Below are 25,622 nucleotides of genomic sequence, written 5' to 3'. Positions count from 1 at the left end.
TATTAATTCAGCTAGCTTCTATCTATCAGGTAAAATCTTTAGAAGAAGTAGTTGAATTTCCTATGTTTAATCCCTTTTTAACCCCGAATACTATCTTTTTAGAACGTGATGCATTGGAACATTTCTGTTTTTCACCAGCAACTTAACAAAACTCCAGAGGTAAGCTTTTCATTATATTCTAAAAAATCCTTAACAGATCTCGCTTCCGGATTGGTACACAGTAAAAATTCTAGAGAAGGAATTAATAATACAGAACCAAGTCTGTCGATGTCACGAATAATCACGACCACGTAAAAATACCCGAACATTTATTAAAAGATCACTTGATGTGAGTGAATCTTTTAATAAATGTTCGGGTATTCTGTATAGTAGCTTTTGAAGTCTACTTTAGAGCTAGTGACACTAAGAACGGGTACGCTCCAAAAAATTCAATCAAGGATTTGTTGCTATTAACCGTGTTTATAGTTAAACGGGTAGCATTTTGAGCTTCATTTTGAATCAACTCGACTCTGTGATCATTTTCCAATTTAATTAAATAGTGATTTTCTTCGATTTTTTTGAAGTCATACTTGGGATTGTTCATAGTTGTAATGAAAATGGCATCCAATGTATCTATACTTACCAAGTGTGGCAAATCAAAGGATAAATTTAATGGGCGGCTATTATCTAATAGATTGTCACCCAAAGCAAAACCTAAGCTCTTCATATGTGTAAAAACGCTATTCATTTCATAGCTAAGTAATGAGTTCTGACCACTGGTATATATGTGGTGCTGGTAGCAATCAGCCAATAAAGTCAAAACAGCATCGTTTAAGACCGCCACTCTCATTGACTCCGGATAAACTGTCATCAAATGAATTTTTTCTGTCCGAATTTTCCCTTCAGAAGTAGGCATCATCAGATTAAAAATAATCTCGTTCTCGTTCATCAATCGATAAGAAAGCGTGAAGTGTTTCGTTTCCCAGGTTGAAAAATCATTACTGGAAAGCTGTAAATCATGTGTTTCCAAGGGTTTTAATAATTCAAAGGTAAAATATTCCAGCAGAGCACTTTTAGCAATTGCTGAAACTTCATAGTCTTTACTTAAAAATACTTCCCGAAAATCATTCAATAAAGTCGCAAAATCTGACTCCATTAATTTCTTTCGGAATTTCAAATCGGCTAACTCTTTCTCGGCATCTTCAATCAGGTTTAACAAGTCTTGATAGTTGTTTTCTCGATTGTCATAATACGAAAGAGAGGATCGACTGAGAGGCTTTTCGTGAACGGGTAATTCTTCAGCAGACTCTAATTCAAAATCAGCTTCATCGGTATGCAGCACTTCTTTTTCTCGAATCATTAATTCTTCATTTTCTTCAGGCGCAACTAGAGTATCATATAATTCGCTAACTCGCGTTTTCTTTTCATCAGTCATTTACTTGTCCTCCTTGTTTAAAAACACTTGGACAAATTGCTGCATTTGCTGTTCCATCTCTTCTAGTGAACCAAAGCGCTTATTAATAATCCGCAATTCTTTCAAGGCAATTGCTTGTTCCAACTCAAGTGCTTTTATTCTTTGAGCTAATTCAATCTTTTGAGATTCACGGGAGACTTCGCTGCTGACAAAAGGAAGCCATTTACGATGCTCTTCCTGAAGAGCTAAAATTTTGCGATTTAACTGATCGATTTCATCATCGATTTTTTTACGATTCAACAACCCCTTTGAATCTTCAAGTTCTGCTTTTTTTTGTTCCTGCTCCTGAATTTGCAGCTCCAACTCTTCAATTTCCGAACGAGCAGCAATTATTCTTGCATCGAAATCATTTTCCTGAGACCTCAAAGCTTCAATTTCTTCGTGATAAGCACCTTGTTCAGTTTTTTTCCATTGTTTTTTTACTTCAGGCAAAATGATTACCGACGGCTGCGTAGCATCAAGCTGAATAACCGCTCGGTCTCGATAATAACTTCCCAGCTGATAATCCAATAAGACTGGTGTAGCTTGGTCTCGTAATTGCATGAAAGGATATTTTCGTAAAAACTCCCGATCCAATTTACTGGTGAAATAATTATCCATTTCATGATTTGCATTGCTGGATTGCTGAATTGACACAGGCAGCTCATTCCAATAAATTTGGTAAACAGCTCCCATATCTTCTCTCTCCATGGCTTCTTCCAAGCGTTGCAATTGCGACATTAAATCGCCTAGTACAACAGAAGCTGATTCCTTTACTGAATCAAAGGACGTTTCAGACTGCTTTTCTGGCGTCTCCATTTGATAGCCTCCTTGTGCATGTTTATAATTTTATAGTACCATTTTTTTATACGAAAAAGTGTTTTTATGACTCGAAATTGGTCAAAAAGAGCGTTGACCTAATGATCAACGCTTATTTATTCATCCTTGGTATTTCATTGTCGAAGATTCGAACAATTTTTTAACATTAGTTCCCAATATTCCCAAAGAAATCTTTAATCGACTGCCATAAATTAGCAAAGAATCCTTGGTTTTCTTCTAGTGTCCCTTTAATAGAATCACCAAATTTTCCTAACTGATCTGAAAGACTATTTACTGTATCTTTGAAATCACCACTGATTTTATCTAGTTGCTCAATTGATTGTTTGTCTAGCACACCATCAGTAGTTTGATATTGCTCAGCAAGAGAAACCAGCTTGTTAATGTCTTCTTGACTAATATATTGAGATAAATTGTTCTTTTCTAAGGCTTGATTGACAATATTTTGGACGTCTTCTTTGGTAGCTAATTCACCCTGTTTTTCCTTTAGTTCAGCTAAATCCTTTTTGATATCCACTAACGTTTGGTTTAGTTGCGCTTTATAAGCTTCATCGGCTTTTTCTTTGTCACTGGCTGAAAGATCTTGTTGTTGCTGATTCTCATTCGCACTATTCACAATTGATTGAGAAACTTCGTTGGTGGTATCTAATTCGGTTTGAGCCAATTGAGCTCGAGCGGGATCCACTTGTTCACCATTAGATTCAAATGCTTTATAAACACCAGTCAAAGCACTTTCACCGGTTACTTTTACCACACTAGCTACTTTTACGGTTGCATCAGATATACCAGCAGTAACTAACGGATTTTTGTATTGATCAGCAGTAATTTGAGTAATATTTTCCGGAGTCAAAATTTTTACATTGATCCCTTTGCCTGGGTCTTCTCTATTCACAACAACTGAGCTAAGCATGACGCTGTCATCTCCGCTGCCATATCCTAAATATTTTACTAGATCAGCACCTGTAGCCTGTTCAGTTTTTACACTATCCTGATTAATGCCTAGTACGTTCATCGTTTCGTTTAACTGCTGTTGATTTAAACCAGCTCCCGCAACAAATGTTGGTTTTCCCCAACGTTCATTGATAACAGCTTCTGAACTAACGTTAGTTGCTTGCGCAGTAGTACTAGCATGAAAGGTACCTACTCCTAATGACAGCGTTAAGCTAGCTAAAATAATATATTTTTGTAGTTTCATTGTTTTTGTCCTCCTATTGCTTTTCTAGTTTTATTTTAGCTGATTTTCTTTTTTTTCAGTAAAAATAATCTGAGGATTTAAGCAATTATTTATCAACCTAAACTTAATTTAACAAAAAAATCAGACCAAGGTTGGATGTTTTTCTTTAGTTTTCCTCAAGACCACAAAAACTCAGCGATCATTTTATCCACTACAGGATTCTCATGAAGCATGAAATGAAAAGCAGTGAGCGGAGAGCCGTTGATAATTACAAACTGGTAGCTTTTCACATAAGGTTCCACAACAGGTTCGATTGCTCGCACTTCCGTCTCCTTAACTAATCCATCTGTTGGTTGGCCCCAAATGTTGCCTGCAATTGTTAAGACAGCCAAATCATTTGGCAGCTTTTCTCCAGAAGCCAAATAGCTCTCACTGGGATGCAGTGGAAAATCGCCACCAATACTTATCAACTTTTCTGGTTTGGGAATTGTCGAATCATTGGGATAAGCAGTTAAGATAGCAACACTCATTGGAGCACCCGTAGAATGCCCCACTAAATTCATTTTGTCAAAACCCTGAGCTTTCAAGTATTGCAGATAAGGATAAATTTGTTTGACTTCTTTTTCCGGCGCTCGGCTATCTTCAAATAATAGTTGAACCATTGAATTATTGCCAAAACCAGCTTGTTTTTGTTGAGAAAATTTACCATCCGACTTTATATATGTTCGCTCACTAAAAGTTCCCAGATCATAACGATCTAATCGATTAACAACTCCACCAAAGGACGTTCGATTTCCGCCGTAACCTGGAACAAATAAAGTAACTGTTTTTGTATGTGGTTCTACCTTCACTTCATTCAATAGTTGTTCTCTTTGTCGGAACCACAAGAAAAAGACAACGATTAAGCCTACTATGATCGTTAAAAAAATGCCCAACACTTTCTTCCACCTCTTCATGGATGTCACCTCTGGAGCTAGTTTACCATGAAATAAAAGAAAAAACTTTTTCCAAGCACAAAACTAAGACTAGAACAGTTACGTCCTAGTCTTAGTACTACAACTCTTTTGTTGTGAAATGAATTTTGCCTTCGTTATCTCTTGATAAGATCGTTTGCTCTTTCAAGTAAGGAAAAGTTAATTCAGGAAGCTTTGGATCTTCCAGCATTTTTTCATATCCTTCAAAGATATCACGCATATACTGCTTATAAGCCTTCTTCTTTCTTTGTCGCTTATTCAAGTTACTGCACCATCCTTCTGAAATATCTTACCAATCTTTATTGGTCTGGACAAGTGCTTATTGATAAGTTGACTGTAGATAAGTCAATAATTCTTTAGATAGCTCAGTAGCTGATTGACCATCAGATCGATTTTCTAAAAATTCCAGAAGCGAATAAGCTTGATTTTGAGCATCAAAAGCATACAAAAAACTATTTTCTTGACCTTTCTCATCTTGCTTTTCCTTGATTTCGGCAGTTCCTGTTTTTGCTGCTAATGGAATATTTAAGCTTTGCAGACTATTAGCTGTACCATTTGGATCGCTAACAACAGCTTGCAAATCCTGATTGATTGTTTCAACTGTTCCTCCTGAAACAACGTCAGGCTTTGTTTTCGTTTCTGTATCTGCTAATAACTTAGGATAAACTAGTGTCCCCTTATTAGGAAATACAGAATAAGTAGCAATTTGTTGAATAGGATTTAAAAGCAGCTGTCCTTGTCCATAGCCAGTATCAGCCAACAATACCTCTGAACCAAAAGAATCGTCATTAGAAATTTGAGCGGGATCCATTGCAATTGGCAAATCTAACTTCTCACCAAAGATAAATTTGTTTAATCCATCTCTAAAAGTCTTTTCACCCATTTGCAAAGTTTCTTGTGCCATGTAAATATTGTCTGAGTAGACTAAAGCTGTTCGCAGGTTAACAGGCGAAACATCACTTACTCGAGTAACTTGATAACCACCCCAAGAACTATCTTTTTGCCATTTTAATCCATTAATTGCCAATTCTTCATTTGGATCAAGTGTACCAGAATCTAAACCGATCGCTGCAGTGACAGTCTTGAATGTAGAACCCGGAGCATAACCAGTAGCAAAACGACTCATAAATGGTAAATTTTTATCGTTATTGTACGCATCATAATCTGCCTGACTGATTCCATTGGTCATTTTATTTGGATCAAAGCTTGGTGAGCTGACAACTGCCAGAAGGTCGCCTGTTTTAGGAGCGGTTGCTACGCTCGAGCCGGGTTGTCCTTGTAAAGAATCATAAGCAAGTTGCTGTGCTTTTAGGTCAATGGTTAATTTAACGTTCTCACCATCCGTCTTTTTAACTTCTTGCAGAACTTTCTTTTGTGAATCAGCTTTATCCACAATGGCTAACACTCCACCATCTTGTCCTCTTAGCTGCTTATCTAAAGCACGTTCTAATCCCGTTCTACCGATTAAACTTTCAGCAGCAAGTGTATCATTTTTTTCTATATCTTCAGCAGTAACTTTTCCCACATAGCCAATTAGCTGTGCAGCAGCCTCTCCTAAAGGATAAGTTCTACCTGTTGCCTGGTGAACTTCAGCTCCTGCTGGTACATTTTCTGGTATTTCGGATACGGTTTTTAGAGGAACAAAGAAGTCGTCTTGGACCCAGCCTTGTTCTAAAGCACTATTAACTGCATCAACCGTACTGCCAATTGACTCAGCGATTGCTGCAATTTTCTGAGAGCGTTCATTATCACTGCCTAATTGATTTGGAATTACACCGATTTGATAAATCGTACCATTAACAGCTAGACCTTGATCATTGCGATCAAGTATTTCACCGCGTGTAGCTGAAGTAGCTTGGTAGCTGATTTTATCTGTAGCAGACATTTCTGGAAAAATTAAATCGGGTTTCCAAATAATTTTTTGATTTCCATCTGCTAGTGTCCCTTCGTACTTTTGATTATCTAGTTTGCCAAGACCAGTTGTTAAAGTCAATTTGTAACTGAAGTTGTAGCCATCATTGCCTTTTTTCACTTGAATATCACTGGCTTTAATATTGGAAGCGTTGATGCCGGTAAAAATGTTTTGGTATTTTTCTGCCACGCTATCTTTAGTAAACGCGTTATCTTTTATTGAAGATTCAGTCAAATAGTTAGGTATTTCATTGTATTTACCTTTTGAAATCGCAGAGATAAATTTCTTAACCGTCTGCTCTCCCTCATTTCTCAATTGATTAGCGTGATAAACGGTATATCCGCCAAATCCTGCAATAGTTATCAGAACGATTGCACCTATAATAATTAAAGGCAGTTTGGTACTTCTTTTGCTTTTTTGGCTTCTTTGCATAGACTGTTTGTCCCTTCGTTTGGTAATAATAGTTAGTAAAGATCTCTTTCACGTAAAATACGCAAGGTTTCCTTAGCAGCCTCTTGACCAGAAGTATCCTCACCTTGCAAATGACAGGCAAAATAATAGGTTTGATCTTCTGCCTCGATAAACCCGATAAACCAGCCACGACTTTGTTGATTTTGCCTTCTACCTGTTCCAGTTTTACCATAAAGAGTATAATTCGGACCAGATTCCAGCTTAATTGCGTCCTTTATAAATTGAATTTCTGCTGTTGAAAAGTTCAATTCATTATTTAAAAGTTTTTTTAGTAATTGAACCTGTTCAGTAGCGGATATCTTTAAAGAAGATTCCAACCAATAATCGTTTATCGATCCTAACAGATTTGAATTACCATAATTGATTGCTGAAAATTCTTTAGCCAATGAAGCTTTACCTAGACGACTATCTAGCAGCTGGAAATACCAATTAGTCGAATTAGTTAAAGCTTCCTGCAGCCCTTGATCTTTGTTCCAAGCGGCAAAAGGATAAGCTGTTCCGTCCCAGGTTAATTGATTCTGATTTGGTTGAATTATGTCGTATTTCAATCCAAACAAACCACTCCATAATTTGTAGGTACTATCTGGAGAAAAGCGTTGATAAGCAGCTTTTTCATTATAGATAGAATATTTTTCCGCTTTTTCATCATATAAAACCAGAGCATTCTGGCTGTTCTTAAAAAAGGATGTATCTGCCAATACTTCAATAGAGGCCCTTTCCTCCAGTAATGAGGCATTCTGATTACCTTCACTTTGAGGAATCGCTATAAATGCTGCTCCTGTTATTAGAAGTATCATTAAAATTTGAATGTACCAGTATTTTGTTTTTGCTCGATAATCAGCGATAATATGGATTCGCTCTATCAACAATTTTTTGTTGTCAGAAAAAGCGATTAGTTGAGTATTATTTTTTTGAACGAAACTGTTCAATAATGCTTGTCCATAACTAATGATTTCAGTTTCTGTTAAACGAGACAGGACAAGCTGGTCACAAGCTATTTCACGATCCTTTGCAGCTTTTCCTGCCATCCAATAAAGTAGTGGATTATACCAAAAAAATATCGTAGACCAGATAAACAAGCATTGCTGATAAAAATCTTTATTTTTGTGGTGTGCCAGTTCATGCATCAGGATGAGGAATAGATGCTCCTCCGACTCTTTACTACAATACCCATCCGGTAATAAAATCACTGGATGAAACAACCCGCTGGTAGCAGGTGTTAAAATTCTTTTAGAAGAGATAATACGAACTCTTTTATGGTATTTTAATACTGATTGGGCCTTTTCTAAAGAGTGTTGAATCGTACTATTCTGCAGCAGTTGACCTTCTTTTATCCAGCTATGTAAGTTGTAAAAAGAAAAAAGAAAAAGAAATCCTTTAATACCTACGCCGATCACCCAAACAAGCACAAAAAAATTCATATAATCACTAAATGCCGAACTTGATGGCAGGGAATAATCATTCATCCATTCATTTTTCAACGGATAAAAAGAATCGAGTATCCCTGAATTAGTTTTCTCTATCCAGCTGTTTTGAAAATTGCTGATAGTGCCTACATTATAATGCAGAAATGCTTTAAAATTTGCTAGAGGCTGATAAGGAATAAAAAAGAGAATACTCAAAAAGGGGAAATACCAAAACAAACCTCTCAACCGCGGATTCAACTGCTTTCCAATTACATTTCGCACTAATGCGATCAATAACAAAAATAGACTCATAGATACATTATTAAACAAGAATCGTTCAATTAGCTGAGTCATTATGCTTTTTCCTCTCCGTTAATAACGTTCGCAACTTTTCGAGTTCTTTTTGATCAACTGCTTCTTCCTTAACAAAATTCATAACTAGCTCACTAACTTTGCCATCAAAAAACTTTTGTATAAACTTTTTACTCTCTTGCCTTACAAAATAATCTCTTGGAATCAGTGCATTGTAAATATACCTACGACCGGATTTTACATGTGTAATCACTTCTTTCTGCTCTAAGCGCGTCAACAGTGTTCGGATTGTATTAGGGTTCCAACCTTGTGACTGCTCCAAGAGCTGATTAATTTCCTTTGAACTGATAGTTCCATGATCCCAAACAACTTCCATCACCTTTAGTTCAGATTCAGTGATATTAATCTCCATGTTCATTTTACTCCTTAAATTTTAAACTACAAGTGTAGTTTAAACGAGTTCAGTCATCCTGTCAAAATAATTAAGAAAATAGATACCTGTCTTCAGCAAAAGCGAAAAAACAGATATCTATTTTTTTAACTATACACTATTTCTTTGATATGTAGTCAGCAGTACGCTGCTAACTATCAAAAACAGTCCTACTAAAAATAGCAAAATTTTAGATTCCCAGTCATTTTCAGCTAATGTAAACAAATAAAATGGCCCTAAATATTTTTGATTACTAAACATATTCATGACATAGTACATAACAGCAATCATAGTACTAGGAATAATATGATGAAAAAAAGTATAGCCTATACTTAGTAAACCACCTAAAAAAAATACGGTTGCAAATTCAGCGAAAAAAAATACTTGGAAGTTAAACTGAGAGTGATTAAATTTAAGTGTACCAAGAAATAGTGTCAATGCAATTAAACTCATACATAGGATTTGTCCTAAACGTATTAACAGCAAAATCACATAAGAGGTTTGTTTAGCTCGAACCACTGCTATTATCTCTTTTTGAGTATCCGGTAAATAAAGGGGAATGAAGAGGAATATCCCTATAATTGTAAATACTCGTTCTACTACGAATGCAGTTTGTGCACTTTCTAAATATTCTGCCCCGAATAAAAAAGGAAAAAGGAGTAGAAAAATTATTGTTACCAAGACAAAAGGCATATAGTGAAAGCGAAAAAAATAAAGGTTCAGCTTATTGATCTTTTCCAAATAAAGCCCCTCCTTTTCGCTTGTAATCTGCTAATAGTACTGTTAGCAGACAGCAAATAATCCCCATCACACTCCAAAAAATTCGATTAGCAATAAGCTCAGGCAGCATTTGACTAAACAAATCCCTTTGACCGACCTCATTGAAACGAGGAATTAAGTTCCAACCTGCACTGCCGGTGATTGATCCGCCATTCATAAATAAGTTTGCTAACCAAAATAGTAACTGAGCTAAGATAGCAACAATCCCACCCGCTAATTCAGTTAACAAGAAACCAATACCAACAACCGCTAAAATAGTGGGTATCAGCCAACCTAAAACGTATTGATAAAACAATAAAAGATTTCCTTGCGCGTGTAAATTCTTAGCCATTGTTAAAGATTGCATACCAGGCATCAAAACGAAGAGTAGGATTGGTACTACTAACAAAAGTATGCAGCTAAAATAGCGGCTTATAATCAGTTTAGCTGTCGAAGTTTGCTTAGTAAAAATCACCTGCTGGGCTTGAGCACGTTTATCTCGCACTATCACAGTGGCTGCCAGAAAGACTGGAACTAGTGCTAAAATAATACCAAAATAATCACACACCATTCGGGCATATGCACCACTTACTTGATCTTCCTCAACGATTTTTTGAAAGTCTTTATGAGCTTGTTGGTAAGTCTTTGGTTCTACAGCTTTTGATTTATAGCGTTTTTCTTCGAAATTGGAACCTTTTCCTATTATTTTTTCAGCTCTGTGCATATTTTGCTGAAACTCCTTGTAGCTATAACCTTTCTTTACTGGAAAACTAAAGACCGTTTGACCATTCGAAGTTATTGACTCTTGATACTTTTTGGTTAATTCATCAATAGACATTTCGCTAGCCGAAGTTAAGATTTTTTCAATTTCCTTTTGCTGATTGTTCGACAAGCGTACAGATTTTAGAAAACCTAATGGGTAAGTTGCATAGCTATTGTTAATATACTCTGGAAAAAGCTGTTGATAGGTTGACTCTTGAATTTTCTTTGGATCTTTAGTGGGTTGTAAACCGTACTCTTCTTCGTTAGGCTTTGGCTCTTTGATCATTGTCAAGTCACTGCCAATTTGTGAAAAGGCAAATAAGCCAATTAGTAGAATTACTACCCAAAAAGTCATGCTTTTTAACGTTATTTTCATTTCTTTGATTACCAAGCTCATGAGTGATCACCTACCTGTTCAGATAGACAATACAGATAAGCATCCTCCAGAGTAGGCTGAACCTGACGAACTAATGGGTGTTCCATGATTAAAGAGCCTATTTTACCAATGAAACGAATGCGGGTATTTGCACCATCAGGATGAAGGCTGATAACTTCCACTTGTTTTTTCATGGATGCTAATTCAGTCCGCGGTAGATCTATCTCGTAGATATTGCCTTCCGCTTCATCTAACAATTCATTGACTTTACCAGCGAAGATAATCCGGCCTTCATCTAGGATAGCCAATTGCTCCGCCACTGCTTCGATATCCCCAGCGATGTGGGTAGATAATAAAACAATTTTATTTTCACTGATTTCACTTAGCAAATTCCGAAAACGTAATCGTTCTTCCGGGTCTAAGCCAGCGGTTGGTTCATCAACAATTAAAATTTTTGGGTCATTTAACAAAGCTTGAGCAATTCCTAAACGCCGCCTCATTCCCCCTGACATCGCCTTGACTTTGGTTTTTTGATGGGCTGACAAATTTACCTGCTCAAGCAAATTTAAAATTTGTTTTTTTTTTTCTCTTTTTTTGATATCTGACAATACTGCTAAATAATCCATCGCATCATAGACAGTCATGTTGCCATACATTGAAAAGTTCTGTGGCAAGTAACCAACCATCCCTCGAATTTCTTTGCGTCGTTCGACAGAGATATCAGCCATGCGTACAATCCCTTCTTTAACCGGCAATAAAGTGACCAAGGTTTTCATTAAAGTCGATTTCCCAGCACCATTTCGTCCTAATAATCCATACATCCCAGTTTCTATTTCTAAGTTAATGTCATGTAAAACTTGTTTCTTGCCATAAAATTGATTCAAATTCTTAATAATAATTTCCATCTGATCTCCTCCATTCACTAACAGTTTACTAAGGAAATATCTATATTTTCTCTACATAATATGAGGAATTGGATCAAAATAGCCGAACTATTTTCGTTTTGCTTCTGACAAACATCAATGGAAAACACAGAAGAAAACCTAAATTAGTTCGGATACTTTATTATTGGAAGATAACTGAATGGCACAACACTTGTTTACCTCATATTCAACTGAAAAACAGCAGAGACGATGGCGCCGTTTTCTGCGCCATTAGCCAATTTAAGAACGCCGCCGTGTTTTTCTGTTAAACTGCTGGCAATAGTTAAACCTAAGCCAAAATGATTGTCTTTACTCTTGGAAAAATATGGGAGCGTGGCACTGGTTAATTCTCCTTTAGAAAAACCGTTCCCATCATCTTTTACAAATAGGAAAATATAGGGATTTTGGTACTCAAGTGTAACTTCAATACATTGCTTTTTATATCTCATAGCATTTGTTAGAAGATTTTCGAAAACCTCCATAATTAGATACAGATCATAAGCTGCTAGTACAGAAAAATTGCCGCTAAGACGAAGAGCGGAGTCTTCTAAACCAAATGTTTTTAATAAGTCTCTAATGTTTTCCACTAAATCAGATAAGGGATTTCTGCTCATATGTACTTCAAAATCATCAATTTTTTGGATCGATTTCATAGTTTCCGAAAACGCGTCGAGGCGCTGAATATTCGACTGAATTTTACCTAAGGATTTATATAACAAATCATCAGCCATTTGCCCGGTCGGATAATAGGTCTCGATTAATTCTACATTATTTTGAATTACGGTCAATGGGGTGCGCAAATCATGGGAGAAAGCTGAATTGATTTTCTTTTGTTCTATATGAAGTTGATGAATTCGCTCCTGACTATCCTTCAACTGGATACGCATTTCGTTGATCTGTTCTGTAAGCGACTGGAATTCATCTTTATTGATAGCATAAATCGGATGTCCAAATTCTCCTGACTTTATTTGTTCAACACCATCAGAAATAGCAATTATTGGTTGCATTACCTGATTCTCTACGAAAAAAGCAGCTGCTAGTCTACAATACAATACTAAATAACCAGCTAAACTCCCCCAACGAACAAATTCAAACCGTTGAATCACTATATTTTGCTTTAGAACAGTAAGAGGTGGCTGCCAGGTTAAATATTCCCAAGTACTTAGCCGTTGCTGATCCATAATTATTAAACGTTCCCAACTAACAATTATGCTAACTGTGAATACCCATGCAAGCAATGCTAAAATAAGCCCAATTGTCATTATCATAAAGAGACTACCCTTTAAGCCAAATGCTCCTATTTTTAATTTGTCTAGCTGATCTTCTAACCAATCCATTTGTACCCCAGCCCCCAAACTGTATGGATGCACTCTTGTGTTGTCAATTTTTTTACCTTTGTACGGATTCGACGAATGTGCTCAGTGATGATTGATTCATCTCCCTCCTTGTCAAAGCCCCATATTTTTTCATAGATTTGTTCCCGACCAAATACAACACCCGGATGCTTAGCTAGTAATTCTACAATTGTGAATTCAGTTTTTGTTAGAGGAACTTGTTGTTCTTTGGCAAATAACTGTTTTTGGTCGTACTCAACAACCAATTCTCCAAAGAAGCTCACCGATTGTTGCAGCTTTTTTCGCTCTTCACGTCGCAAATGAGCAGCTACTCGCATACCTAATTCTTTTAGGCTAAAGGGTTTTAGCAAATAATCGTCTCCTCCAGCCATCAAACCGGCTAAACGGCTCGACTCGTCAACCTTAGCTGAAAGAAAGATAATTGGGCAGCCCACGAAGGAACGGATTTTTCTACAAAAAGTAATGCCATCTATATCCGGCATCGAGACATCCAACAAAATTAAGTCTGGTTCTGCTGCCAATAATCTTTGAGCCTGATGGATATTCTCTGCTGTGTACACTAAATAATCTGATAGTTCAAAAAAATCTTTTAAAGTATCTAAAAGTTCCGTTTCATCATCAACAATAAGCAAGCTCTTTGTCATTATTATCTTTCCTTTTTAGTAATGTATTTAAAATCCCACAGGTTCCAAAATTAAAAAAATAGTGATTCTTTCTGAATCCCAAGATCGCCGAGTGATAGCCATTGTATTACAAATGCATTCTTCATTGAGACAATCGCCACAGATTCCTTTTTTAATACAAGGTGTACCTTCTAGTCCAATTCGGTGAGCATTTAACGGAGCAGTCTTTTTTCTAACCATTTCAATGGTAGTATCCAAATCTCCGTAGACTTTATTAATGCCAACAAATGCAAAGACTTTATCTGGACCATATGCAATAGCTGCTACTCGATTTCCGATATTATCGACATTCACTAGTTGGCCATCCTCTGAAATACCGTTAATACTGGTTAGAAAAAAGTCTGCAGTCAATGCTTTTTTCATTAATTGGTGCCTTTCAGCTAAGCTTTTTGCCTTTTCTCGATCTATAATTGATTGACCGCGACCATACAGATCATTGATAATTCCTGATTCTACTAGCGTGTTTGAACCACCAAAGGAAACAACAGCTTCTGAATCAATAAGCACCAACGCTTTATTCTTAGCTTCTTCGAGGGTATCACAAATAATTGTCTGGAAATTTCTGCGATTTAACCGTTTACTTACTGTTTGTGCTGCTACTTTATAGTACTGGTGACGGATTTCTTGCATAAGTTGATTACTCCTTTAATTCTTTCTTTCATTTTCCTTTATTTCTCTTTGATTAGCAATACTAGAATTACTTCCGACTTGTTTCTGGATGAAATCATTCTTTTTCTTTATACTTAACCAAAAGGAGGAGATCAAATGAATCATTGCTACTTATTTATTGGTCCTAGCGGTTCAGGTAAAACTACCTTGGCTGCTAATTGCTTCACTCCTGACCAAAAAATTGTCTCCTACACAACAAGGTTGAAACGAAATGGTGAAAAAGATAATGTAGACTATCATTTTATTTCAAATAAAGCCTTTGAAGATATGATTCAACAAGGAGCATTTGCTGAATACGACTGTTATGATCATCATTATTACGGAATTGCAATGTCTAGCATCCAAGAAGCGCTTAAAAAAGGAGATTGCTATGACCCGATCACTATGTCTGGTTTCTGGAATTTACGTAAAAAATTCGATATAACTGTTGTACCAGTGTTAATTGACGTGTCAAAAGAGACCATTTATCAGCGCTTAAAATATCGCCAAGCCTCATTTGATGAAATTAATCGACGTTTAGAATTATTTTCTGAAGAACAAAAGCAATACCCAGAATTAGAAAAAATACCGGATTTAATAAAAATAAACGGAGAACAACCATTAAAAGCCATGATTCAGCAGCTGAAAGCGAACCTTCTTTAGCTGAATCATGGCTTTTTATTTAATATCTAACAGTTGGAATGCCTTTCGTTCTCCGTGTTCGAATGGAAAGTGTACCATCCCACAATAGGTGAATCCCAATTTGTCGATTAGGCGCAGCATCGGTTTATTGCCTGGATAAGTATCAATTCGAATATCATAATAACCAAGTTCCTTAGCTTTTTCAATAGCTTTCACTAATAAAAGATTGCCTAATCCTTTACTGCGTGTTTTCTGACTGACAGCAACTCGGTGAATGGATACATATTTTTGGTCTCCTTGCCAAGTTCCATCAATCGCTTCATACACAGGGTCTATCCCACCAACCAATGCTGCTGTTCCAATTATTGTTTCATTCTTCTGAACTAAGACATAACTAAAATCAGCTGCCATATCTCTCAAAATTGATGACTCATCAGGACCATGACCATCTTGCCATTGAGGCGAGCCCTGCTCTTTTAAATAGTTTGTAGCCCCTTCGAAAATCATCAATATTTCAGGGATGTCTGCTTTGGTTGTTTTCCGAAGCGTAAACGCATCCTCCAATGTATCACTAGCTCGTTGTTCTTCTCCAAAAGATAAAATTTCTTCAGCATCTTTTTTGCCTAATAATCCGCCTAATACCTCTCCAGCTTGTTTAGCCATTCGAGTAATGTAATCCTTGTCTTCATACCCCACTGATTATTTCATCCCTTCCATCCAATGGTCACCGTGATCAAAAAAACTGCTTAACAATTCTAAATGATGGGCCAACGACCATTTCTTAATTGTACCTAAGCCTGGAAATTTTCCTTCTTTTTCATAGCTCAAAAGCTGTTGCAATCCGAGAGTTAACAACAACTGATCTTGATTTCGGTAATACCACTTGCTTAATTTGATCAAAGCTTCATTGAACTTCATGCCTTGATCCTTAGCTGAATCATTTGTATCAGAAACAAAATGCTTTACACGTAAATTTAGATATGCATCAAAATAGGTGACATGAATCGCTATTGCTCGGCTTGGTCCACCCTTGTCGAAATAATGACTACCTTCGATGGTATAGTCACTATAACCAGAAAAACCATCTTCTAAATAGTATAAATGATTATCGGTGAAAAAGTCATCCTCTTTTATTCCATAATCTGCAATATGCCGTCTTGGTTGGAAAGATTCTTGCAATAAAATTCTTTCATCAACTGGCAAGATGCGAAAACGTCCTTGGTCCGGAATAACCATTTGCGCTTTTTGTTCCATCAAGTGCTGGATTTGCTGAACAGTTCGTGGAGAGTGTTCATTGAATAAGAATAGGTCTGCAGGTTTTGTTAGATCGGTTTCCGTTATGATTCGTGCTTTTTTTACTGAGGAGCTATCTGATAAAATCCATGTATGCTTTTTGTCATTAAATAGTTTGAAGGTCCCCACTTGTGGATTCTCCACGATATACAAAGAAAGATTCATCTGATCAAATAATTCAATTGTCTTTTTTAAAGTGGCAGAATCACGCACAGGTTCTATGATTGGTACAATTTGATGAGACCAGCGTTTTTCATTAATTAATGCCGTCAAGGCCAGTAAATCAAATTGTTTTCCTCTTAAATAAGGATAATACATCTACTCACTCCAAAGTTTCAGTTGGTCGACGAATCTGCCGCTGACGTTTCAAAAAATCATAATCTTGTCGTAAAGCTGTTAACTCTTCTTCCAGACTGGCTACTCGCTCATTTTGAACATCAGCAACAAAGCGTTGATAATAATTATCTTCGCTCAAATGATCTTTATCTAAACTTCTTTTACGTAACTCCCTATAAAGCTGTTCAGTTGAGAAAAACGATGTGCCATAATCCATTCGCTTAGCCTTTTGAACTTCACGAAACATGGATGACATGAAGCGCTGAGTCAAGGCTAATTCTGTTACCTTCAGCTCTTGTCTTACTGGTTTTTTGACAATCGTAAAGGTTCCTTTCGCTCTCATTTCATCGTTTAGATTATCATAAGGGCGATAAACCATCGCGCCAATTTCAGTAGGAATTTCCGATTTAACCCCTTCATATAAAGCAAGCGGCAATACAAAATAGTTATAGTGACCAATAAACGATAATTTTGCTTTCGAACGGAAATCAGCTTTGGTGACCTTTAACTCATAACAACGCCATTCAAAGCTTTCTTCTTTAAAAAAACAAGCCAAAGTATCTACAATTCCCTGTTCTTCAGGCATGGATACTTCTTCTACCACTAGGGCTCCTAGCTCTATACAATAATAATACAAAGCCTTTTCTATTTCTTGTGTTAATTCTGTTTTCATTTCATCACCATGGGAACGTATTTTCGTATACTTTAGCACAAAAACTACAAAAAAAACAGAGGAATTCCTCTGTTTTAAATGAAATATTCTAAGTCGCTTGCCGGTGTTGGATAGGCAAAGATGAAATCAGTTAATTCTTCATGACTAACCTTTTTCTCCAAAATCAAGTTAAAGTAATTGATCAATTCATCAGCTAATTCACTGAAGCAGGTAATCGCTACAATCTTTTGATTTTCATCGTAAACTAATTTGATCTTAGCTTCTTGATCATTGATCCGGAAGTAAGTAAACCAACTGCCTAATTCAATAGTTTTACTATGATATTTTTGAGCATTTTCGCTTAATTCTTTTTCACTTAGACCAACTCTAGCCAGCTTTTGATCACCAAAGACTAATGAAGGTATTTGTGGGTAATGGATTGGTTCAGTATCACCATTCATTGCTTTTACCACGTAAGAAGCTTCGAATCCAGAAACAGGGGTTAATTTAGGATGAGACTTATCCAATACATCACCACAAGCAAAAATGTGTGCTTGATTGGTCCGTAAATAGTCGTCAACGATAATCCCTCTTTTGGAATAATTTACTCCTGCATTGTCCAACTTCAGTGATTCAATGTTTGGCACTCGTCCAGCAGCAACCACCACCATATCAGTTGATAGCTCAAAATTTTCAGCAGATAAGCAATAACCTGGCTCAACAGCTTCTACTTTAGCGATATCTATATTGAAATGGAAAGTAATTCCTTTATTTTTTAAATGGTCGACTAAATCCATAGCTAACTCTTTGTCAAAGCCTTTCAGTGGTTGATCATTGTGTTGGATGATGTGAACATCAGCTCCAGCGGCATTCGCAATAGTAGCTAATTCAAAAGCGATATAGCCAGCACCAATGAAAGTAATTCGTTCAGGCATTTTATCCAAATTAAGAAAGTCGGTACTTGTCTGTAGATACTCCTGTCTTTCAACTGGTAAGATAGCTGGACGCTGCCCAGTAGCGATTAAAAATTGTTTTGCAGACAGTTGTTCATCTGCTACCTTTATTGTATTAGCATCGATAAACTCTGCTTGACCCTCAAAGGTATCAATTTCTGCATCCTCAAATCCTTTTTTTGTATTGCTTGGAACAGAATCAGTGTAAGAACGTTTAAAGGTCATGAGTTCATCCCATTGAATCGTTGGTGAGCCATTAAACCCTTTACCGTTCAATTTTTCTATCCGAGATTTTGCTTCCACTGCACTCATCAAGATTTTTTTTGGATCACAGCCGCGGTTAGGACAAGTTCCGCCCCATAGATCAGCTTCAATCACTGCAACTGATTTGTTTTGTTCCTGTAAAGCATAAGCTGCAGCAATTCCTCCGGGTCCGCCTCCGATAACAATTGCATCATAATTCTTCATATTATTTCCTCCTCTGGTGTTAATGAGTTGGTTTTCCAAAGAAAAATCAGCTCTAATTATCTATTAAATCTTATTTTTGAAAAACTTATTCCACATTTCTAATTAACTTAAGAAACGGAAAATATCCGCTCGTGTAACTTCAGCAATTACGTTTTGCTGTGCATCTTTGATGTAAATTTTCTCATGATCAGCAAATGCTTCAAAAGCTTGACTAATGTTTGTTGTAATTGCCAAGACCGGAATATCCTCCTCGGGTATGATAACTGCTTGATGGTAACCTGCATTATAAACTGTTTCCAGTGTTTGCTCATGCAGTTCATCCGTTGCCTCATCAAAAAAGGCTTTTACAAATTCGTCTTTGGGCTGACTCTGTATCATTTCGGGAGTATCGCATTGGACTAGTTTCCCTTCATGCATTACTGCAATTCGATCCCCTAGCTTTAAAGCTTCCTTCATGTTATGTGTTACGAAAACAATAGTATTACCTAGTTTCTTGTGGAGCTCCAAGACTAAATCTTGCAAGCTGGTACGTGAAATTGGGTCCAAGGCACTGAAGGGCTCATCCATCAAGATAACATCCGGTTCAGCAGCTAAAGCACGCAAAATGCCGATTCGTTGACTTTGCCCACCAGACAATTCAGCCGGCATACGAGTACGAAAAGTTTTAGGATCAAGATCCACTTCTTCCAGTAATTCATCAGCACGCTGATTACGACGCTTTTTATCCCAACCAAGCATTTCGGGAATGATATCAATGTTTTCTTTGACGGTCATTGTTGGGAAAAGAGCGATTTGCTGTAAAACGTAGCCAATCTGCCAACGCAGTTTATGAATATTATACTCTTTGATTCGCTGGTTTTTGTAATACACATCTCCTTCGCTAGGCTCAACCAAGCCGTTAATCATTTTTAAAGAAGTAGTTTTTCCACTGCCGGAAGGTCCCACCAGTACAAAGATTTCTCCTTTTTTGACCGAAAGATTTAAATCTTTTAAGACGACCTGACCTTCGAATTCTTTTCCCACATTTTTAAACTCAATAATTGATTCCATCTACTTCTCCCCCCCAATGATCTTTTCTTTTGTTAAAAAGTCACGGGCAACTGCTGCTGGCTGTTTTCCTTCAACATTTACTTGATAATTCATGTCGATCATTTGATCTTCAGTTATTTTTCCAGCCAAACGGTTCATAGCTTTCACAACTGTTGGATGCTCTGAAGCAAAATCATTCCGCATTAAAGCCGCTCCCTGGTATGGAGGGAATAGATTCATATCATCTTCCAAAGTCACTAAATCATATTGTTTGATTTCACTATCTGTAGAATAACCATCAATGACATCTACATCACCATTTTGAATTGCTTGGTAACGCAAGGCTGGTTCCATACTCTGAACCGAACCAAAATTCAAACCATACAATTCCTGAATTCCTTTATAACCATCTTGACGATCAATGAATTCTAAAGTAAATCCGGCACGAAGATTTCCCTCATCAGCAATTAAATCAGAAATCTTCTTGTAGCCGCGTTCTTCAGCTACCTCACGTCGCATGGCCAAAGCATAAGTATTTTCATATGCCATTGGTTCCAACAGCTTCATATCAAACTGTTTATTCAGCAACTTATTAGCTTCTTCATAGGTTTTTTCCTTTGATCCATTTGTTTCTGCTCCATCTGGTACTTTTACTAAACTTTCTAATACAGTTCCAGTAAATTCAGGATAAATATCTACTTGATTATTCTCCAATGCACTAAACAAGAAGCTAGTTTTACCAAAGTTTGGTTTCAGATCAACCTGAATCGATGAATCTTCATCTTGAATGACTTCTTTATAAATATTAATTAGAATATCAGGCTCAGATCCTAACTTTCCAGCAATCGTTACAGTTTGATTTCCTAACGGATTGTGTTGAGCAAAGAAAATACCACCTATTCCTAAGAAAATAATTCCTAATGTAATTAGAGTAGCTTTCATGCTGCGATGCTGTAAAAAACGAATTAATCCGCTAAAGATAATTGCTAATAAAGCAGAGCTAATAGCACCAATCAGCGTCAAGGTTGGATCATTACGGTCAATTCCCAGCAAAATGAAAGTACCTAATCCACCAGCACCAATTAAAGCAGCTAAGGTTGCAGTACCAATGATTAAGACCAAGGCTGTCCGGATACCTGAGACAATTACTGGCATAGCCATCGGCAGCTCTACCTTGAATAGCTTGCGCATACGAGACATCCCGAAGGCGTCCGCCGCTTCTTCTATTGAGGGGTCAATTTCTGACAAACCAATATAAGTATTTTGGAAAATCGGTAAAAGAGCGTATACTACTAATGCAATCAACGCTGGCACGGTTCCTATCCCTACAAAGGGAATGAGTAGTCCTAATAAAGCCAGTGAAGGAATTGTTTGCAAAATACTCGTCAGCTGCAAAACAATCTCTGCTAATCTTTTTCTTTGACTAAGTAGAATTGCCAAAGGTATTGCAATCAAAATGGCAATCAAAAGAGCGCTTAGTGAAATAGCCAAATGTTCAAAAATCGCATTTAGCAAATCATCCTTCCGCTCCATAAATGTTTGTATAATTTTGTTCATAACCTGTCCCTTTCCCTTCTGAATTAATTTAAGTATAACGGAATAAAGAAGTGCGTCAAAAGGATTCGCTCAATTAAGGATTGTTAAAAAAAGCAAAAAAACAAAGGAGTTTAGATAAATGTTTGAAAAAGACCTATCCACTGTTCAATTGGTAGTAAATAATCACACGTTAACTTATACAAATTCTTTTTATTACAACTGGTTCAAAACACTTCACGGTAACCTGCTGCAAACCACTAATTTTACAAATCAATTTGTTCTCTTAGAAAAAAATGCTCCAGAGACTTACAAGAAGATTGAGGAGCAGCTCTTATCAACCAGCATTGTGGCATTTTTAAAACAGCTTGAACCAACTGAAACTTTTCTGTTATTGACAGTCGCTTGGAGCATGGGGTTAGCTAATGAAAATCAAGCAAAAGCACTTAAAAATTATCTGATAAGTTACACAATTCAGGCGGAGGATTTACGTGGCATTAATCAAATGAATGCTGACCTCAATCAGGTTTTGATTCAGCATATTCCCTATATACAAATAAAGGATTTAAAAATGATTTACCGAATGTTGGAAATCAATTTTTTATCAGACACAGAACAAAATCAAAAGTTGTCAAAGTTAAATCAACCTGCTAAGAAACGAACGAAAGAGCTTTTATCTTTATTGGAAGATATCTCTCACATAGCAAATGGCAATAAAAAATTGATAACAGACCCTACTTTAATTAAACGTCTGTAAAAACTCCATTGACAAAATCCCTATGAGGATTTTGCCAATGGAGCGATTAATTATTGTTGTTCCTGGTTAAGCAAATATTCCGCAATTGCTAATGCTTTAGCACCATAGGCTGTTGATGGGCCCCCGCCCATTAAAATTGCAACCTCAATCGTTTCGGAGAGTTCTTCCATAGTTGCTCCGGTTTGAATGGCATTACGTACATGAGCCATAATGCAGTCCTCACATCGAACAGACACTGCAATCCCTACAGCAACTAGTTCTTTTGTTTTCGCATCCAAATGTTTCGGAGTTAGTACTTCCTTAGCCACACCCATAAATTTATTCATAACTTCGGGGCTATTCTTCTTTAGTATCTCGCTATTTAGTGCGGATTCTTCAAATTTAGCTTTAAAATCTGTCATATTAATATTCCTCCTTTATTTTAATAATAATTGTACCACAGCCTTTTAGGGAACGTTCTCATTTTTTTATTCGAAAGATTTTAGAATTCAACTATTTTGAGAAAAAATTTTTTAGTGTGCACAGCCTTTTTAACCACTAAGACTTTCACGAATTAATTCTTTATCATAATGAAATGGTAATGTTTTTTATGAATAAAGAAGATTTAAAATGGGTGGGGCAATTCCTTCTTATTCAGAAGGGATCCTTAATTTACTATTTGACATTCCTGAAAGCAGCTTTAATAAATAGAAATATACAAACGCTCTTTCATTCGTTGTGACTGCAACAAAAAAAGCCTTCCTGTCAAGAAAAGGCTTGTAGTTTGTTTAGTTTGAAAGCAACCTATCTAATTCCCAAGGCAATACGTGCATAGCGACTCATCTTATCAGTGGTCCATGCTGGATACCATACTAGCTTCACTTCTACATTGTTTACTTCAGGAATTTCGTGTAAAGCAGATTGGATTTGATCTGTTAACACGTCAGCTAACGGACAGCCCATTGTAGTTAAAGTCATTTTAATTACGGCATTTCCACTTTGTTCAAAATCTACTTCATAAATTAAACCTAGATTGACGATATCTATACCTAATTCTGGGTCAATAACAGATTCCAAGGCTGTCAAAATACGTTCCTTAATCTCCTCGATTTCTGCTTCAGACCAATTTTGTTTATTTTCTTCCATTTAAACGCCACCCCTTTTTCGAGTTTCGAACTTATTTTACTCTATCAATAAGCTTTTGTAAATGAGAATTGAGAGGATTTTTGCAGTCACAACATAAATAAAGGTCTTTCTTAAAGAAATAGAAGACAGATTCTATATATTTCTATACCCAGAAAATGGATTTGTTTTGAATACTCAAGTAAAAATCTTTTGTATATTAATTAACGCCCTTTTTTACCTTTTTTTGCTCTTCTTCGCTCAAGAAAGTACCAACGACAGATTCAGTAGCTACTATGTTGGTGAAAGCCATAGGGTCAACAGCTTGTACAATTTGCTTTAAATCATACAGTTCATAGCGAGTTAAAACGATCATTAACACTTCTCGATCCGTGGAGCTAAATCCTCCCCTTGCCGGAATTACTGTCATCCCACGAACAAGTCCGTTGTACAAGTCTTCCCGTAATTCTTTACTTTTATCAGTTGTAATAAAGGCAGTCATCTTTTGATGGCTCGTATGAATCATATCCACCACGCTTCCCATTGTAAAAATCGTGATTATTGTATATAGGGCACTCTCCCAGTTAAAGAAAAAACCAGCTATTACAACGATCACCCCATTTAGCAGCATGATATAATTTCCAACTGTTCGTCCAGTTGTTCTAGAAAGCAATAAGGAGATAATATCTAAACCGCCAGTAGTGAAACCATATTTTAACGAAAAACCGCCCCCTAAACCGAGCAAAACCCCACCAGTAATTGCATTCATTAAGACATTATTGGTAATCTCTCCCACTGGAACTAACGTTGTAAAGAAAGACATGGACAAAACATTAGCAAAGCTCAAAATCATAGCCGATTTTCCTAATTTAAGAAAACCTAAAACAAAGACTGGCACATTTAAAAGAAAAATCAAAATACCAGTATCAATAGCCGCACCAAATAATTGTTGAAAAAAAGCTCCAACAATTTGTGCAATCCCTGTCATTCCTGCAGAAAAGACATTCGCTGGTATTAAAAAGAAGTTTAGTCCGACAGCACCAGTTACTCCTGTTAAAAGGATAACGAATATTTTTTTAATAAGGTCTTTTTTATTGTAATCGATCACTTTATGCATTTCATCAACCTCCTGTTTCAATATCATCTATAGATTAACAGGGAAGATGAAAAAGCTCCAATCTTTTCTTAAAAAGATAAGAGAATAATAATAGCTTTCTTAACGTTTTTTGATAAACTGAAATAAAGGAGGATGACTATGGCAAAAGATGCAAGTTTTGACATTGCTTCAGAAATGAATAAAGAAGAAGTGAAAAATGGGATTCAAATTGCTTTGAAGGAATTAAAGAACCGGTTTGATTTTAAGGGATCAACGTTTGATATTAGTTTAGAGGGCAATCAACTAGTAGTTAGTGCTGAAGATGATTATAAAATTGAACAGGTGAAAGATGTCTTGTTTAGTAAATTGATCAAACGAAATGTTCCATTAAAAAATATCCAATTTTCTAATTCTGAACACGCTCTTGGTGGAACTGCTCGCCAAAAAGCTGATTTAATTAGTGGAATTGATAAGGACAATGCAAAAAAAATAACTACTGCAATTAAGAACAGCAAGTTAAAGGTAAAAGTACAAATTCAAGAAGATCAACTAAGAGTGACTGGGAAAAATCGTGACGATTTGCAGAAGGTTATTGCTTTGGTTAGAGATCTTGATTTGCCAATTGATGTTCAATTTACAAATTATCGCTAATAAAGAAATGAACGAGGTGTGAGATATCTCGTTCATTTCTTTATTTTTCTAAATATTTTTTCAAGTCTTGCACGTATTGTTTTTGTTGCTTAGCTAAATAGAATTTTACAAAAGGTCTTAAGAAGATTTTTTTTGCATATACTTCTTCTGTAAATTTGAGCTGCGTACAATTTCCCTTTGCGATCATCACTCCCTGCCAGGTGCCTTTCATGTTGTCATTATTCATAGTGAAACTGTAAAAATTGGGTGGTTGAAATTTTGTAACTGCAAAATGTGTTGGATATCCTATTGGTGTATATTCAATAAAAGATTTACCATCCTTTATAATGTCAATTCGATCGATATCACTTCGCCACTCACTATTTTCTAATTGAGTGACTAGTTGCCAAACGTCTTCGATCTTAGCATGAATTATTGCCTCGATGGTTGATACTGTCATTTTACTCACCTACTCTTTTTACTAATATTTTACTATATCAGCGTATAAAAACCTCTCTAATTTTATCATAGTTGAAAAAGATACAAACGAATTTTAGGACTACCAATTTCTAGCCGCTTAGAACTAAAATACATCTTTAGACATCTAATCAATATGTAAAAATGTTAGTATTATGGTTTAGTCAGATTAATCATTTCAATAAATTAAAGAACATTTGT

27 protein-coding genes are annotated in these 25,622 nt (G+C 36.3%); 3 read left to right on the top strand and 24 right to left on the bottom strand.

Features of this window, described 5'->3' with window-relative positions:
* Nucleotides 1-382 precede the first annotated feature (382 nt).
* From IGI46_RS13085 to IGI46_RS13020, 14 genes are all read right to left on the bottom strand, one after another.
* Nucleotides 383-1,414 carry a hypothetical protein gene (locus IGI46_RS13085; protein WP_429973551.1) on the bottom strand — a complete coding sequence of 344 codons (1,032 nt, stop codon included), beginning with the start codon at nt 1,412-1,414 and terminating at the stop codon, nt 383-385.
* Entirely contained in the window at nt 1,415-2,251 is an 837-nt protein-coding gene (locus IGI46_RS13080; RefSeq protein ID WP_429973550.1) for a hypothetical protein, read from the bottom strand.
* A 166-nt stretch (nt 2,252-2,417) separates the two neighbouring features.
* Nucleotides 2,418-3,464 carry a DUF1002 domain-containing protein gene (locus tag IGI46_RS13075; protein WP_429973549.1) on the bottom strand — a complete coding sequence of 349 codons (1,047 nt, stop codon included), beginning with the start codon at nt 3,462-3,464 and terminating at the stop codon, nt 2,418-2,420.
* A 155-nt stretch (nt 3,465-3,619) separates the two neighbouring features.
* Nucleotides 3,620-4,381 carry an alpha/beta hydrolase gene (locus IGI46_RS13070; RefSeq protein WP_429963538.1) on the bottom strand — a complete coding sequence of 254 codons (762 nt, stop codon included), beginning with the start codon at nt 4,379-4,381 and terminating at the stop codon, nt 3,620-3,622.
* Between the two features lie 115 nt (nt 4,382-4,496).
* The gene (locus IGI46_RS13065) at nt 4,497-4,679 is read right to left on the bottom strand and encodes a hypothetical protein (protein WP_429963537.1); all 183 of its coding nucleotides are present in this window, start codon (nt 4,677-4,679) and stop codon (nt 4,497-4,499) included.
* Between the two features lie 57 nt (nt 4,680-4,736).
* Entirely contained in the window at nt 4,737-6,761 is a 2,025-nt protein-coding gene (locus IGI46_RS13060) for a penicillin-binding transpeptidase domain-containing protein (RefSeq protein WP_429973548.1), read from the bottom strand.
* 32 nt (nt 6,762-6,793) lie between these two features.
* Complete coding sequence (locus IGI46_RS13055; RefSeq protein ID WP_429973547.1) at nt 6,794-8,560, bottom strand: BlaR1 family beta-lactam sensor/signal transducer; 1,767 nt, start codon at nt 8,558-8,560, stop codon at nt 6,794-6,796.
* Nucleotides 8,544-8,930, bottom strand: coding sequence for a BlaI/MecI/CopY family transcriptional regulator (locus IGI46_RS13050; RefSeq protein ID WP_429973546.1), 387 nt, complete (start codon nt 8,928-8,930; stop codon nt 8,544-8,546). Before IGI46_RS13050 ends, IGI46_RS13055 begins: the two co-directional genes overlap by 17 nt.
* A 129-nt stretch (nt 8,931-9,059) precedes the next feature.
* Nucleotides 9,060-9,689 carry a hypothetical protein gene (locus tag IGI46_RS13045; RefSeq protein WP_429973545.1) on the bottom strand — a complete coding sequence of 210 codons (630 nt, stop codon included), beginning with the start codon at nt 9,687-9,689 and terminating at the stop codon, nt 9,060-9,062.
* On the bottom strand, nt 9,673-10,866 hold the full coding sequence (locus IGI46_RS13040; protein WP_429963532.1) for an ABC transporter permease: 1,194 nt from the start codon (nt 10,864-10,866) through the stop codon (nt 9,673-9,675). The genes IGI46_RS13045 and IGI46_RS13040 overlap by 17 nt, the downstream gene beginning before the upstream one ends.
* The gene (locus IGI46_RS13035; protein WP_429963531.1) at nt 10,863-11,750 is read right to left on the bottom strand and encodes an ABC transporter ATP-binding protein; all 888 of its coding nucleotides are present in this window, start codon (nt 11,748-11,750) and stop codon (nt 10,863-10,865) included. The genes IGI46_RS13040 and IGI46_RS13035 overlap by 4 nt, the downstream gene beginning before the upstream one ends.
* 194 nt (nt 11,751-11,944) lie before the next feature.
* Entirely contained in the window at nt 11,945-13,105 is a 1,161-nt protein-coding gene (locus tag IGI46_RS13030; RefSeq protein WP_429963530.1) for a HAMP domain-containing sensor histidine kinase, read from the bottom strand.
* A complete protein-coding gene (locus IGI46_RS13025; protein ID WP_429963529.1) occupies nt 13,093-13,767 on the bottom strand; it encodes a response regulator transcription factor in 675 nt (224 codons plus the stop codon). The genes IGI46_RS13030 and IGI46_RS13025 overlap by 13 nt, the downstream gene beginning before the upstream one ends.
* A 27-nt stretch (nt 13,768-13,794) precedes the next feature.
* Nucleotides 13,795-14,436, bottom strand: coding sequence for a lactate utilization protein (locus IGI46_RS13020; RefSeq protein ID WP_429963528.1), 642 nt, complete (start codon nt 14,434-14,436; stop codon nt 13,795-13,797).
* A 135-nt stretch (nt 14,437-14,571) separates the two neighbouring features.
* Here IGI46_RS13020 and IGI46_RS13015 point away from each other — a divergent pair, with 135 nt between their 5' ends.
* The gene (locus tag IGI46_RS13015) at nt 14,572-15,117 is read left to right on the top strand and encodes a guanylate kinase (RefSeq protein WP_429963527.1); all 546 of its coding nucleotides are present in this window, start codon (nt 14,572-14,574) and stop codon (nt 15,115-15,117) included.
* Nucleotides 15,118-15,132: 15 nt separating this feature from the next.
* Here IGI46_RS13015 and IGI46_RS13010 read toward each other — a convergent pair whose 3' ends face one another.
* The 6 genes from IGI46_RS13010 to IGI46_RS12985 all read right to left on the bottom strand — a co-directional run bounded on the left by IGI46_RS13010 (nt 15,133) and on the right by IGI46_RS12985 (nt 21,384).
* Nucleotides 15,133-15,792 (bottom strand): N-acetyltransferase family protein, encoded by a 660-nt coding sequence (locus IGI46_RS13010; RefSeq protein ID WP_429963526.1) that lies wholly within the window; start codon nt 15,790-15,792, stop codon nt 15,133-15,135.
* Between the two features lie 3 nt (nt 15,793-15,795).
* On the bottom strand, nt 15,796-16,707 hold the full coding sequence (locus IGI46_RS13005; protein WP_429963525.1) for a sce7725 family protein: 912 nt from the start codon (nt 16,705-16,707) through the stop codon (nt 15,796-15,798).
* Between the two features lie 4 nt (nt 16,708-16,711).
* Nucleotides 16,712-17,398: a hypothetical protein gene (locus IGI46_RS13000; protein WP_429963524.1), complete on the bottom strand. Its 687-nt coding sequence runs from the start codon at nt 17,396-17,398 to the stop codon at nt 16,712-16,714.
* A 74-nt stretch (nt 17,399-17,472) separates the two neighbouring features.
* Nucleotides 17,473-18,798, bottom strand: a complete 1,326-nt coding sequence (locus tag IGI46_RS12995) for a dihydrolipoyl dehydrogenase family protein (protein WP_429973544.1) — start codon at nt 18,796-18,798, stop codon at nt 17,473-17,475.
* 102 nt (nt 18,799-18,900) lie between these two features.
* Entirely contained in the window at nt 18,901-19,848 is a 948-nt protein-coding gene (locus IGI46_RS12990; RefSeq protein ID WP_429963522.1) for an ABC transporter ATP-binding protein, read from the bottom strand.
* Nucleotides 19,849-21,384 carry an ABC transporter permease/substrate-binding protein gene (locus IGI46_RS12985; protein ID WP_429963521.1) on the bottom strand — a complete coding sequence of 512 codons (1,536 nt, stop codon included), beginning with the start codon at nt 21,382-21,384 and terminating at the stop codon, nt 19,849-19,851.
* A gap of 118 nt (nt 21,385-21,502) precedes the next feature.
* On the opposite strand from IGI46_RS12985, the gene IGI46_RS12980 reads away from it, so the two are divergent.
* On the top strand, nt 21,503-22,117 hold the full coding sequence (locus IGI46_RS12980) for a hypothetical protein (RefSeq protein WP_429963520.1): 615 nt from the start codon (nt 21,503-21,505) through the stop codon (nt 22,115-22,117).
* Nucleotides 22,118-22,167: 50 nt separating this feature from the next.
* Here the strand turns inward: IGI46_RS12980 and IGI46_RS12975 are convergent, their stop codons facing one another.
* The 3 genes from IGI46_RS12975 to IGI46_RS12965 all read right to left on the bottom strand — a co-directional run bounded on the left by IGI46_RS12975 (nt 22,168) and on the right by IGI46_RS12965 (nt 24,335).
* Nucleotides 22,168-22,518 (bottom strand): carboxymuconolactone decarboxylase family protein, encoded by a 351-nt coding sequence (locus IGI46_RS12975; RefSeq protein WP_429973543.1) that lies wholly within the window; start codon nt 22,516-22,518, stop codon nt 22,168-22,170.
* A gap of 382 nt (nt 22,519-22,900) precedes the next feature.
* Nucleotides 22,901-23,242: a metal-sulfur cluster assembly factor gene (locus IGI46_RS12970; RefSeq protein ID WP_207703649.1), complete on the bottom strand. Its 342-nt coding sequence runs from the start codon at nt 23,240-23,242 to the stop codon at nt 22,901-22,903.
* 196 nt (nt 23,243-23,438) lie between these two features.
* Nucleotides 23,439-24,335 (bottom strand): YitT family protein, encoded by an 897-nt coding sequence (locus tag IGI46_RS12965; protein ID WP_429963518.1) that lies wholly within the window; start codon nt 24,333-24,335, stop codon nt 23,439-23,441.
* Nucleotides 24,336-24,473: 138 nt separating this feature from the next.
* On the opposite strand from IGI46_RS12965, the gene IGI46_RS12960 reads away from it, so the two are divergent.
* A complete protein-coding gene (locus IGI46_RS12960) occupies nt 24,474-24,965 on the top strand; it encodes a YajQ family cyclic di-GMP-binding protein (RefSeq protein ID WP_429963517.1) in 492 nt (163 codons plus the stop codon).
* Nucleotides 24,966-25,005: 40 nt separating this feature from the next.
* On the opposite strand, the gene IGI46_RS12955 is transcribed toward IGI46_RS12960, so the two are convergent.
* Nucleotides 25,006-25,404: an SRPBCC family protein gene (locus IGI46_RS12955; RefSeq protein ID WP_429963516.1), complete on the bottom strand. Its 399-nt coding sequence runs from the start codon at nt 25,402-25,404 to the stop codon at nt 25,006-25,008.
* Between the last annotated feature and the right edge of the window lie 218 nt (nt 25,405-25,622).

This window comes from Enterococcus sp. AZ163, assembly GCF_050498925.1.
Lineage (GTDB): Bacteria > Bacillota > Bacilli > Lactobacillales > Enterococcaceae > Enterococcus_A > Enterococcus_A ferrettii.
This window is presented reverse-complemented; position numbering and strand designations above follow the sequence as displayed.

What these genes read in the sequence shown, in the direction of transcription:
- IGI46_RS13085 (WP_429973551.1), bottom strand. Translation starts at nt 1,414, where the DNA reads ATGACTGATGAAAAGAAAACGCGAGTTAGCGAATTATATGATACTCTA.
- IGI46_RS12995 (WP_429973544.1), bottom strand. Translation starts at nt 18,798, where the DNA reads ATGAAGAATTATGATGCAATTGTTATCGGAGGCGGACCCGGAGGAATT.
- IGI46_RS13020 (WP_429963528.1), bottom strand. Translation starts at nt 14,436, where the DNA reads ATGCAAGAAATCCGTCACCAGTACTATAAAGTAGCAGCACAAACAGTA.
- IGI46_RS13060 (WP_429973548.1), bottom strand. Translation starts at nt 6,761, where the DNA reads ATGCAAAGAAGCCAAAAAAGCAAAAGAAGTACCAAACTGCCTTTAATT.
- IGI46_RS13075 (WP_429973549.1), bottom strand. Translation starts at nt 3,464, where the DNA reads ATGAAACTACAAAAATATATTATTTTAGCTAGCTTAACGCTGTCATTA.
- IGI46_RS12960 (WP_429963517.1), top strand. Translation starts at nt 24,474, where the DNA reads ATGGCAAAAGATGCAAGTTTTGACATTGCTTCAGAAATGAATAAAGAA.
- IGI46_RS12955 (WP_429963516.1), bottom strand. Translation starts at nt 25,404, where the DNA reads ATGACAGTATCAACCATCGAGGCAATAATTCATGCTAAGATCGAAGAC.
- IGI46_RS13030 (WP_429963530.1), bottom strand. Translation starts at nt 13,105, where the DNA reads ATGGATTGGTTAGAAGATCAGCTAGACAAATTAAAAATAGGAGCATTT.
- IGI46_RS13025 (WP_429963529.1), bottom strand. Translation starts at nt 13,767, where the DNA reads ATGACAAAGAGCTTGCTTATTGTTGATGATGAAACGGAACTTTTAGAT.
- IGI46_RS13005 (WP_429963525.1), bottom strand. Translation starts at nt 16,707, where the DNA reads ATGTATTATCCTTATTTAAGAGGAAAACAATTTGATTTACTGGCCTTG.
- IGI46_RS13050 (WP_429973546.1), bottom strand. Translation starts at nt 8,930, where the DNA reads ATGGAGATTAATATCACTGAATCTGAACTAAAGGTGATGGAAGTTGTT.
- IGI46_RS12970 (WP_207703649.1), bottom strand. Translation starts at nt 23,242, where the DNA reads ATGGAAGAAAATAAACAAAATTGGTCTGAAGCAGAAATCGAGGAGATT.
- IGI46_RS13040 (WP_429963532.1), bottom strand. Translation starts at nt 10,866, where the DNA reads ATGAGCTTGGTAATCAAAGAAATGAAAATAACGTTAAAAAGCATGACT.
- IGI46_RS13000 (WP_429963524.1), bottom strand. Translation starts at nt 17,398, where the DNA reads ATGAAAACAGAATTAACACAAGAAATAGAAAAGGCTTTGTATTATTAT.
- IGI46_RS12975 (WP_429973543.1), bottom strand. Translation starts at nt 22,518, where the DNA reads ATGACAGATTTTAAAGCTAAATTTGAAGAATCCGCACTAAATAGCGAG.
- IGI46_RS13055 (WP_429973547.1), bottom strand. Translation starts at nt 8,560, where the DNA reads ATGACTCAGCTAATTGAACGATTCTTGTTTAATAATGTATCTATGAGT.
- IGI46_RS12980 (WP_429963520.1), top strand. Translation starts at nt 21,503, where the DNA reads ATGTTTGAAAAAGACCTATCCACTGTTCAATTGGTAGTAAATAATCAC.
- IGI46_RS13015 (WP_429963527.1), top strand. Translation starts at nt 14,572, where the DNA reads ATGAATCATTGCTACTTATTTATTGGTCCTAGCGGTTCAGGTAAAACT.
- IGI46_RS13035 (WP_429963531.1), bottom strand. Translation starts at nt 11,750, where the DNA reads ATGGAAATTATTATTAAGAATTTGAATCAATTTTATGGCAAGAAACAA.
- IGI46_RS13080 (WP_429973550.1), bottom strand. Translation starts at nt 2,251, where the DNA reads ATGGAGACGCCAGAAAAGCAGTCTGAAACGTCCTTTGATTCAGTAAAG.
- IGI46_RS12990 (WP_429963522.1), bottom strand. Translation starts at nt 19,848, where the DNA reads ATGGAATCAATTATTGAGTTTAAAAATGTGGGAAAAGAATTCGAAGGT.
- IGI46_RS12965 (WP_429963518.1), bottom strand. Translation starts at nt 24,335, where the DNA reads ATGCATAAAGTGATCGATTACAATAAAAAAGACCTTATTAAAAAAATA.
- IGI46_RS12985 (WP_429963521.1), bottom strand. Translation starts at nt 21,384, where the DNA reads ATGAACAAAATTATACAAACATTTATGGAGCGGAAGGATGATTTGCTA.